This is a genomic window from Dysgonomonas sp. 521, assembly GCF_010501055.1.
Taxonomy (GTDB): Bacteria; Bacteroidota; Bacteroidia; order Bacteroidales; family Dysgonomonadaceae; genus Dysgonomonas.
Genome location: NZ_QVMO01000118.1, coordinates 1 through 9,352 on the forward strand (window position 1 = coordinate 1; position 9,352 = coordinate 9,352).

General features: G+C 40.7%; 9 protein-coding genes. 8 read left to right on the top strand and 1 reads right to left on the bottom strand.

The window, feature by feature from the left end:
- Positions 1-461 precede the first annotated feature (461 nt).
- Positions 462-1,667: an ROK family transcriptional regulator gene (locus tag D0T84_RS20035; RefSeq protein ID WP_163309627.1), complete on the top strand. Its 1,206-nt coding sequence runs from the start codon at positions 462-464 to the stop codon at positions 1,665-1,667.
- Between the two features lie 66 nt (positions 1,668-1,733).
- Here the strand turns inward: D0T84_RS20035 and D0T84_RS20040 are convergent, their stop codons facing one another.
- Positions 1,734-2,183: a type I restriction enzyme HsdR N-terminal domain-containing protein gene (locus D0T84_RS20040; RefSeq protein WP_163309628.1), complete on the bottom strand. Its 450-nt coding sequence runs from the start codon at positions 2,181-2,183 to the stop codon at positions 1,734-1,736.
- A 78-nt stretch (positions 2,184-2,261) separates the two neighbouring features.
- Between D0T84_RS20040 and D0T84_RS20045 the strand changes: the two genes are divergently transcribed.
- The 7 genes from D0T84_RS20045 (at position 2,262) to D0T84_RS20075 (ending at position 9,101) form a co-directional block, all read left to right on the top strand.
- Positions 2,262-3,041, top strand: a complete 780-nt coding sequence (locus tag D0T84_RS20045; RefSeq protein WP_163309629.1) for an AMP nucleosidase — start codon at positions 2,262-2,264, stop codon at positions 3,039-3,041.
- On the top strand, positions 3,035-4,042 hold the full coding sequence (holA, locus tag D0T84_RS20050; protein WP_163309630.1) for a DNA polymerase III subunit delta: 1,008 nt from the start codon (positions 3,035-3,037) through the stop codon (positions 4,040-4,042). Before D0T84_RS20045 ends, holA begins: the two co-directional genes overlap by 7 nt.
- Before the next feature lie 149 nt (positions 4,043-4,191).
- Entirely contained in the window at positions 4,192-5,145 is a 954-nt protein-coding gene (locus tag D0T84_RS20055; protein ID WP_163309631.1) for a S9 family peptidase, read from the top strand.
- Positions 5,146-5,802: 657 nt separating this feature from the next.
- Positions 5,803-6,243, top strand: coding sequence for a GNAT family N-acetyltransferase (locus D0T84_RS20060; protein ID WP_163309632.1), 441 nt, complete (start codon positions 5,803-5,805; stop codon positions 6,241-6,243).
- An 80-nt stretch (positions 6,244-6,323) separates the two neighbouring features.
- Positions 6,324-7,685 (top strand): citrate synthase, encoded by a 1,362-nt coding sequence (locus tag D0T84_RS20065; RefSeq protein ID WP_163309633.1) that lies wholly within the window; start codon positions 6,324-6,326, stop codon positions 7,683-7,685.
- A complete protein-coding gene (locus D0T84_RS20070; protein WP_163309634.1) occupies positions 7,682-8,080 on the top strand; it encodes a DUF423 domain-containing protein in 399 nt (132 codons plus the stop codon). Before D0T84_RS20065 ends, D0T84_RS20070 begins: the two co-directional genes overlap by 4 nt.
- A gap of 307 nt (positions 8,081-8,387) precedes the next feature.
- Positions 8,388-9,101, top strand: a complete 714-nt coding sequence (locus D0T84_RS20075; protein ID WP_163309635.1) for a head GIN domain-containing protein — start codon at positions 8,388-8,390, stop codon at positions 9,099-9,101.
- The last annotated feature ends 251 nt before the right edge of the window (positions 9,102-9,352 follow it).

Sequence of the window (9,352 nt, forward strand, 5' to 3'; positions counted from 1 at the left end):
ACCCAAACTCTAAAAAAAATAAGCGGATAATTAATGAACTAAAACAATATGGGACTATTGCCGCTTAAAAAAGCTGTTTTTATAACGAACTATTGTTAGTACATGACAGAAATAATACTTGACGCGGTTATTGATAATAAACGAGGCTGAAAACCCGTCTTATTTCAGCCTTAGGTTGATAACATTGGGTTGGTGACCTGCGGTTATGAAGATTAAGCCCTTCGGGCTAGAATTTACAGACACTTCGCTCCCATATAGATAATTTATTCCTTGATTCGCATAAATAAAATACACAATGCTTTATTGGATATAAACTTTAATATACTTACGCAGAAATATAACATCCCAATAAAACAAGCTGATTCTATAAAAAAATATTATTATACAACGTCATTGATATAACAAAAGATTGGTGTAATTTTGCAAAATATAGGCAATAGACTTGCCTAAAATTGCAAAATATGAATAAGAAATTACTGGAGGAAGTCGAAAAAGGTGTTAAAAGCGCACTTGTCAAAAAAAGGATCATCAATCACTATATACATACCGGAAGTTCCACTCTAACTGAATTATCGAAAGACATAGACCTGAGCATCCCCACCGTTACCAAATTCATAGGGGAAATGTGCGAAGAAGGTTTTATTACCGATTACGGGAAACTGGAAACATCTGAGGGGAGGTACCCTAACCTATACGGGCTGAATCCCGAAGCATGCTATTTTATAGGAGTAGATATCAAGCAAACAGGTATCAATATCGGGATGATAAACTTCAAAGGGGAGATAGTAGACCTCAAAACCGGGGTGGATTACCAATTTAGCAATACACCCGAAGCGCTCGATGATATGTGCATGATAGTAAAAGACTTTATCAATACACAGGAGATAGATAAAAGTAAAATACTAAATATAGACATTAACATTTCGGGACGGGTAAACCCTCAGACGGGGTACAGCTACAGCGTTTTTTTCTTCGAAGAGAAACCTCTGTCATCGGTACTGAAAGAGAAAATAGGCTATCCTGTTACGATAGATAACGATACCCGCGCGATGACCTACGGCGAATTTATGGCCGGAAGCGTGAAAAACGAAAAGAATGTGGTCTTCGTAAACATCAGCTGGGGATTAGCTGTCGGAATCATTATAGACGGGAAGGTATACAGCGGGAAATCGGGCTTTTCAGGCGAATTTGGCCACGTAAAAGTCTACAATAACGAAATATTGTGCCACTGTGGCAAGAAGGGATGCCTGGAAACAGAAGCCTCCGGACTGGCTATGCACAGGCGGCTGATAGAAATGGTAAACGGAGGGGCTACCTCCCTGCTATCGCAGCGGATATTAAATCGGGAACAGGTAACACTGGATGACATTCTGGACGCCGTGTCGAGGGAAGATGTCTTATGCATCAGTCTGGTGGAAGAGATAGGGCAAAAACTTGGAGAAAATATAGCCGGGCTTATCAATATCTTCAATCCTGAGATGGTCATTATAGGCGGCACGGTTTCCGTAGTCGGCGATTACATTATGGAGCCCATAAAAACCGCTGTCCGCAAGTATTCCCTAAACCTAGTAAACAAGGATTCGAAGATGGTAATATCCTCATTGAAAGACACAGCGGGCGTTATCGGCGCATGTATGCTGGCTCGCAGCCGTATTTTCGAAAATTAAAAAGGATTTGACAAGCGGGCGTATGTAATACGCCCTACGCAGTGCTGATTTTGAGTATCCTCTAATCTACAACTCTTTATAATCCGGAATATCAGGCAGATAATAGAATGTATTGTTCTCATAATCCATTACACAACCATAATGGCTCAATCCGTTCGACACGATTAGGTATTTAACTCTCAATACAATATTATACCTGACTATCTGGTCAAATACGGACTGGGTGATAGCCACCTCGGGCGCTTTATATTCCACAATCATCAGAGGAGTAAGCGTACGGTCATAAACGACCGTGTCGCAACGCCGGCTCTGCTTATTCAGGCTGATTTGTACCTCATTGGCCAGCAAAGCCGCAGGATAGCCTTTCTCTGTTAACAAAAAATTCACAAAATGCTGCCTTACCCATTCTTCCGGTGTCAACGCCACATACTTGCGGCGCAAAGGGTCTAGGACAGATAGTTTTCCATCCGTTTTTTTTACATTTATGTCGAAAGGGGGTAAATTTAACTCCAACATTTGTTACCTTTGTTAAATCTGTATATCAAACAATACAGGAGAGTACTTGTTTTATAGTTAAACAAAAGTAGAACTAATATGAAAACAAAGCAAGAAATTGTAGAAAATTGGCTGCCACGCTACACCAAGAGACCGCTCGAACAATTTACCAAGCATATACTATTGACCAACTTTGCCAAATACGTAGAAGTATTTGCCAATCACTTCAATGTGCCTATTTTAGGGCTGGATGGTAATATGCCAAACGCTTCGGCTGAAGGAATCACCATTATCAACTTCGGTATGGGAAGCGCCAACGCGGCAACTATAATGGATTTGCTCAGTGCTATAGAACCGGAGGCTGTACTCTTTTTAGGAAAGTGCGGCGGGATAAAAAAACATAACAACCTGGGAGACTACATATTGCCTATTGCCGCTATCAGGGGCGAAGGTACATCGAACGACTACTTCCCGCCGGAAGTACCGTCTTTACCCGCATTCAGCCTGTTGAGGTCTGTATCGTCCACCATCCGCAACCACAACCGTGACTACTGGACTGGCACCGTATATACAACAAACCGCCGGGTATGGGAGCATGACGAGACTTTCAAAGAATACCTCCGCAAAATACGTACAATGGCTGTGGACATGGAAACCGCGACTCTTTTCACATGCGGCTTTGCCAACCAGATTCCAACAGGCGCCCTGCTGCTTGTATCCGACCAGCCAATGATTTCGGATGGTGTGAAAACAGAAAAAAGTGATAACCTAGTGACTAAGAACTTTGTAGAAGATCATGTCATAGTCGGCATCGAATCTTTAAGGACACTCATTAACAATGGGGAAACAGTAAAACATCTGCGCTTTGAACTATGGTAACCTTTGAGCAGATAGTAACAGAAATAAAAACTAAAAAATACCGGCCTGTATATCTCTTTATGGGCGATGAGCCTTATTATATCGATGAGCTCACCAATATGCTTGCCAATACGGTATTGCCCGAAGAAGAAAGGGATTTCAACCAAACGATAGTGTATGGGATGGAGACGGACGTGAGGTCTGTAATAACAATGGCGCGCAGCTACCCCATGATGTCCGACTACCAACTTATCGTAATAAAAGAAGCCCAGAACCTAAGCAAGATAGAAGAACTGGAAGTGTACGTCAAAAATCCGCTCCAATCGACCATCCTTGTCTTAAATTATAAGAACGGCACGCTGGATAAGCGCAAAAAGCTATATGCAGAGATAGATAAAAACGGGGCAGTATTCGAATCGAAGAAAATACCCGAATACAAAATGCCGGCCTTTATCCTGTCCTACATCCAGTCTAAGGGATTGGGGATAGACCAGAAGTCTGCCCAAATGCTTTCCGACTATCTGGGAAATGACCTGAGTAAACTCACGAATGAGATCGCTAAACTCCTGATAGCTATTCCGCAGGGACAAAGGCAAATTACAGCCGAACTGATTGAAGAAAATATCGGAATCAGCAAGGATTTCAATAACTTTGAGCTGCTGAATGCCATTATCCATAAAAATATATTCAAAGTAAACCAGATCGCAGATTATTTCGAAAAGAACCCGAAGAATAACCCGATGATAATGACCATGTCGGTACTTTTCAACTTTTTCAGCAACCTGATGATTTGCTATTGGGCAAAAAACAAAACCGAGCAGGGCATCGCAGCCGAACTGGGGCTCAGAAATCCGTATCAGGCCAGAGATTATGTTGCAGCCCTTAAGAATTACAATGCCTTTAAGTCTATGGAAATTATAAGTTTGCTACGCACCTATGACGCAAAGTCGAAAGGCGTGGACAACACTTCTACCTCCGATGGGGAACTGCTGAAAGAACTATTATACAAAATAACGCATTAAATAAAGCCGTAACCTGTTAGAATCTGTTTAAATTTTATAGCAAAATTGCTAAGAACTTTTGACCTGAACCTGTAATAAAATTTTCGCTAAAATTTAAACAGGCTCTTACTATAACAAGTAACAAACCATCAAATTAAAAATTGACCGTTATGAGAACGATTACATTATTATTGATCTCCCTTTTTGTCAGCACCGGAATATTTGCCGATGACAGTCTGGATAAGCAAACATACGTTTATTCGGTAAAAGATGGAGACTCGTTGCGACTAGATAAATATAGCCGGAAAAATGAGGCGATAACAGAAGCCGGGCCGTGTATTATCTTCATGTTCGGCGGAGGATTTGCCGGAGGGAAACGCGACGATAAGGGATATATACACTATTTCAGACAGCTTGTACTCAAAGGATACAACGTCATATCCATCGATTACCGACTGGGTATGAAAAACATAGGGGACGGCACGCAAATGGATCCGATGCGCTTTGCCGTATCGCTGAACAATAGTATATCGATGGCGGTGGAAGACCTCTTTGACGCCACTACATTTGTAGTTAACCATGCCGATGAATGGAATATACAAAAAAACGCAATTATAACCAATGGCTCCAGCGCGGGTGCGATCGCCGTTTTGCATGGCGAATACGAAATATGTAACAAGACCAAATTAACCGAAAGATTACCCGAAAACTTCAATTATGCGGGAACAATCGCCTTCGCCGGTGCCATTTTCAGTACAAACGGCGACCTAAAATGGCAGACACTCCCCTCTCCTATCCAGATGTTCCACGGAGACGCGGACAGCAACGTTCCTTACGATAAAATAGAGATGTACCGTATTGGATTCTACGGGTCGAAGCATATTGCCGCTCAACTGGATAATATGAATACCCCGTACTATTTCTATAAAGTGGAGAATGCAGCCCATGAGATTGCAGGCAAACCGATGAGCGACAACCTGAGCGAAATCTGTTCTTTTATAGATAAACTTGTTTTGGAAAAGAAGCAGCTGATGATAAATAGCGACGCCAAGGAAATAGGCAAGCCTGAGATGAAAAAAGATTTCGATTTGCAGGACTATATAAAATCTAATTTCGGAGGATAATTTTAGAGTCTGTTAGAATGTTATAGCAAATCGGTTAGAATGTTATTTGATCTTTAAGTAACTGTTTAAATTTTATTCGTTCAAATTTTTAGAGATGTTTTAGAGATGCTTTTTTTCTTCCTCGAAACGATAATAGCGGGCTATTTGAGTTGAGAGAAAGGAAAAAACAGACTAAAACAGACTAAAAATGAACGAAGAAAAAGGTATAATAAAATATTCGTATAAAATTTAAACAGTTACTAAGAGCCTGTTTCTTATTATAAAATATTTCGCTAAAATTTAAACAGTTTCTAAATAATTATAAATTATATATTTATAACTTTGTAGAGGTTGCAGGACGAACACATCAAATTGTCCAACCGCTATAGAAGGTCTGTAGGGGTATATTGCATACGCCCGAAAGCGAAACCCTATAAACGAAGCTGTCTCAAAAGGAAAAAAGAGCAGTTGTCATTGCGGGCTTGACCCTCAAGCCCCTCATTATAAGTATCCATTTTTTAGGGGATCCCGTGTCAGGCATGGGATGACAAGCTATTGAGCCTCCTGCATTTGAAATAAAAACAGACAGAGCCTAATAAATCTTCGATTACTTATCGCTCATAAAATAAGGAAACAAAGAGAAACAAGTAAAAACGTCACTTTTGTCACTTTTTTTGAATGAAACCAACTATCAACCCGATTGAAGAAAAAGATTTTAAAGAACTTGTCGCTCTATTCTTAGAATTTGCGACATTCGAAAAGCTTCCCGAAAAAATGACAAATTCGGAGGAGAAGATGAAGGCTGAAAAGGATTATTTTCATGGGTTTATAGCCCGTGATGAAAATAATGAAGTAATAGGATATGTCACTTTTTTCTTTGCATATTATACATGGGTAGGTAAATCCCTGTATATGGACGATCTGTATATCAGAGAGAAATACAGGGGAAAAGGATTCGGCTCTTTGCTTATAAACAAAGTAATGGATCATGCAAGGCAGACAAAGTGTAACCGTCTCAGATGGCAGGTATCCGACTGGAACGAACCTGCAATAGCGTTTTATAAAAATTTAGGGACAAAAATTGACGACACCGAACGAAATTGCGATATAACATTCTAAAACATATCTATATCCAGAACCGTTCACGTTAAATTTTTGTTTATAAAGAAACAACATTGTAACAATTAAAAGCATACACTATGGAAAGACTGAAAGGTAATGAAATGATAAATAAAATATCGAAAACGATAGAAGCATCGTGTAGTATCGATAATGATCTGTTCAAGTCCTATAATGTCAAACGTGGGCTGCGCAACGAAGACCACACAGGTGTAATCGTAGGATTAACGAAAGTAGGAGACGTAGTAGGGTATGAACGCGGTGAGAATGGTAAATTGACCCCGATACCCGGAAGGCTCATCTACAGGGGAATCAGCCTCGAAGATATAGTGAAAGGTGCACAGAAAGATGACAGGCTGGGATTTGAAGAAGTAGTTTACCTCATCCTGTCGGGAAACTTGCCAAACAAGGAGGAACTGAAAGAGTTTTCCGACATAATGAGTTGCACTATGGATCTGAACCCGAAGATCGTGATGCACATATTAGACCTGGTAGGGAAAGACATTATGAACTACCTGTCAAGATGTGTGCTTGAACTATATACCTTCGACGAAAATCCGGACGACACCACACCGGAAAACCTTATCAAGCAATCGGTTAACCTGATAGCTACATTCCCTACCATTGTAGCATACGCCCACAATGCATTGAGGCACGATCAGGGAAGGTCGTTACACATCAGACATCCGCAGCCGAACCTTTCGCTTGCCGAAAACTTCCTTTATATGATGAAAGGACATCACTATACACCGTTGGATGTCAAAATATTAGATTTAGCGTTAATGGTGCATGCCGACCACGGGGGAGGAAACAACTCTACCTTTACGGTACGCGTTACCAGTTCCACCGGCACAGATACATACTCGGCTATAGCCGCGGGAATAGGTTCACTCAAGGGGCCTTTGCACGGGGGTGCAAACCTGAAAGTGATAGACATGATGAAAACCATCAAAAACAACGTGAAGGACTGGACCAGCGTAGAGGAAATAGACAACTACCTCCGCAAAATACTAAACAAGGAAGCTTACGACCATACGGGCCTTATATATGGTATCGGCCACGCCATATACACCATATCAGACCCACGCACGGTACTGCTCAAAGAGATGGCTAAAGACCTCGCTATAGAAAAAGGGCGGGAAGCGGAATTTAACTTCTACAGCCTGCTTGAAGAGCGTGCGATCTACAACTTTATGGAAATGAAGGGAAAGAATGTGAACAAACAGGTTTGCGCCAATGTGGACTTTTACTCAGGCTTTGTATATGATATGATCGGACTGCCTCAGGAAATCTATACGCCGCTGTTTGCTATGGCGCGTATCGTAGGATGGAGCGCCCATCGTATAGAAGAACTGAACTTTAAACAAAAACGTATCATCCGTCCGGCATACAAAAATGCTGCCGAGATACGGAAATATACAACATTAGAAGAAAGAGAATGAAACAATTCGTTTTGGTTGTTGCAGGTATATACGGAATGCTCTCAGTCATACTGGGGGCATTCGGTGCACATGCCTTTAAGAAAATACTATCTCCCGATAAGCTGATAAGCTTCGATACAGGAGCACGGTATCAGATGTATCATGCCATAGTACTGCTGATAATGGGGCTCACACTGACTTTCACATCATCCATCGAAAAATGGTCTGCTATCTGCCTTATGGCAGGAGTCTTCCTGTTCTCGTTCAGCATTTACTTTCTGGCTTTTTCGGAGTATTGGAATATCAACCTCAGATTTTTAGGTCCGGTAACGCCATTAGGCGGTATATTTATGATTGCAGGGTGGCTCTTATTGGTCATATTTTTTATCAAAAATAGGAGCCTGTTTAAATTTTAGCGAAAATTTTTATTACAAGTTCAGGTCAATAGTTCTTAGCAATTTTTTTATGCTCTTTTTACCGTATTTTTGGCTCCGCCGATTTTCAATACCCTTTTTACTCTTGGTTTAGCCCGCTAATTAGCTCCGCTGACCGTTGGTTCGGCTAGCAAAAATGATAAAATACATCTAAAAATGGCTATAAAAAAGATTTGCTATAAAATTTAAACAGACTCTAAAAATTATTTAATTTTTTTTGATTTTTCTGTAACCAAAATAAAGTTTATGTCGTCATATCTATAAAACAACAATTTTAATAATTACAGATATGAAATCAATTTTGTACACAATCAGCATTAGTTTATTAGTCCTTGCATTCCAGTCCTGCGCATTCAACACTGTAAGAGGAAATGGAACCATCGTAGAAAACGAAGTCAGCATATCCGACTACAAATCAATAGATTTTAGCGGAGGCTGTGAACTTGTCTACGAACAGAAAGCAGGCTCCCCCTATATCCGTATCGAAACAGATGAGAATATCTTCCCTCTGCTAATCGTAAAAACAGACGGAGACGCCCTGATCCTCAAAAGCAAAGAAAACATCAGCCCTACAAAGTATAAAGTATATACAAATTCTTCTACCCTAAACAAGATCAGTGCAAGCGGATCTATAAAAGCACACCTTGTGGGTAAACTCGAAACTTCCGACCTAAACATCTCTGTATCAGGAAGCGGCAACATCACAGCCGACAACATCACATGTAACACACTGTTTACCAGAGTTTCTGGTTCGGGAGATATTACCCTAACAGGCAAAGCGACCAATATAGACAGCAGGATATCGGGCAGTGGCAAAGTGATGGCTACAGAACTGATTGCCGACTCGGTTAAATGCTCGGTATCAGGTAGCGGAGACTTCTTTGTACACGCTAACAAATATCTGGATGTAAGCATATCCGGAAGCGGAAGCGTAAAATATAAAGGCGACCCTAGAATAGAGCAATCCATTTCGGGCAGCGGAAAGATATCGAGAATGGATTAAGAATTTATAAAATGAGCAAGATAGGTTAAAATCACAAAATAAGAGGGTGTGTCAAAATAGACATGCCCTCTTTTTTACGCACAAAGGCCGAACTTTCCCAAGCTCGGTCTTTGCTATTTCCTAAAGTATTGCTAACTTCAGGTATTCAAAAAATTATTATGTCAAAGATACATTTTCGTCCGTACATACCCAATCAAACGCTACTTTTTCCTGGTAGGATTGATGAAGATATTTCAGCGCACGATCCTGTT